This window comes from Trichlorobacter thiogenes (assembly GCF_900167465.1).
Taxonomy (GTDB): Bacteria; Desulfobacterota; Desulfuromonadia; order Geobacterales; family Pseudopelobacteraceae; genus Trichlorobacter; species Trichlorobacter thiogenes.
Genome location: NZ_FUWR01000042.1, coordinates 1 through 1,163, shown reverse-complemented (window position 1 = coordinate 1,163; position 1,163 = coordinate 1). Strand labels below are relative to the sequence as shown.

Genomic DNA, 1,163 nt, shown 5'->3' with positions numbered 1-1,163 from the left:
CTCTGTGACGGGCTTGGTGTCCCAAAACACGATCAAGCTGTCATTCCCTGGCTACTTGAAAGAACATTAGATGCTACACGCTGAACATACAAGGACACAGAGAGCACAGAGAAGGTCAAAAGCAGGAAAAACAGGGGGAAATCAAAACCAAATCTTTGGGGTTACCCCTCAAAACCATTTACAGGCTTTACCCGCTTTTTTTGCTTCTCTCTGAGACCTCTGTGTCCTCTGTGGCTAAAATGGTTGTTATTTAAGCCCCAGCACATCCTGCATATCATACAGCCCAGGCTGCTTGCCGACAATCCACTTGGCTGCGCGGATAGATCCACGGGAAAACATGTCGCGGCTCATGGCGCGGTGGGAGATCTCAATCCGCTCACCCATGCCGATGAAGTAGACCGTATGCTCACCGACAATGTCGCCGCCACGCACGGTCTGCATGCCGATCTCTTCCTTGGTCCGTTCGCCGCAGATCCCTTCACGGTGGTAGTTGGCCACCTGATTGTAATCGCGGCCAAGCGCCTCGGCCACCACCTCGCCCATCCGCACGGCAGTGCCGGAAGGGGAGTCTTTCTTCTTGTTGTGATGCAGTTCGACGATCTCCACATCGAAGTCATCACCCAGGGTCTTGGCCAGATCCTTGAGCATTTTGAAGCAGACATTGACACCAACCGACATGTTGGGGGCCAGCACCGCCGGGATATCCTTGGCCAGCTCGGCAGCCAGGGCACGCTCTTCCGGGGTGAAGCCGGTGGAGCCGATCACGATTGATTTCTTTTTCAGGCCGCAGACCTCAAGGTTCTTGAGTGAGATCTTGGGGGTGGTGAAGTCGATCAGCACATCACATCCCTCAACCACGGCGTTCAGATCGTCGGAAATGGCAACACCCAGCTGGCCGCACCCGGCAATCAGACCGGCATCCTGTCCGACCTGGGGATGGCCGGGGCGTTCCAGGGCACCGGAGATGGTGCAGCCTGCCTCAACAGCAGCGACGATGATACGTTGACCCATGCGGCCGGCGGCGCCGCAGACGGCTATTTTTATCATGGCGAACCTCTTTTAGTTTAACACAGAGCAACTGTGTTCTCTGTCAAGTAGTAACATTTAGTTAGCCATAGCTGGCTTCCACTTTTGACTGGTTTTAATCATGGCGTTTAAAATGG

General features: G+C 54.4%; 1 protein-coding gene. It reads right to left on the bottom strand.

Annotation, left to right across the window (positions count from 1 at the left end; translation table 11 throughout):
- Nucleotides 1-246 precede the first annotated feature (246 nt).
- The gene (dapB, locus tag B5D39_RS16665) at nucleotides 247-1,047 is read right to left on the bottom strand and encodes a 4-hydroxy-tetrahydrodipicolinate reductase (RefSeq protein ID WP_078791624.1); all 801 of its coding nucleotides are present in this window, start codon (nucleotides 1,045-1,047) and stop codon (nucleotides 247-249) included.
- Between the last annotated feature and the right edge of the window lie 116 nt (nucleotides 1,048-1,163).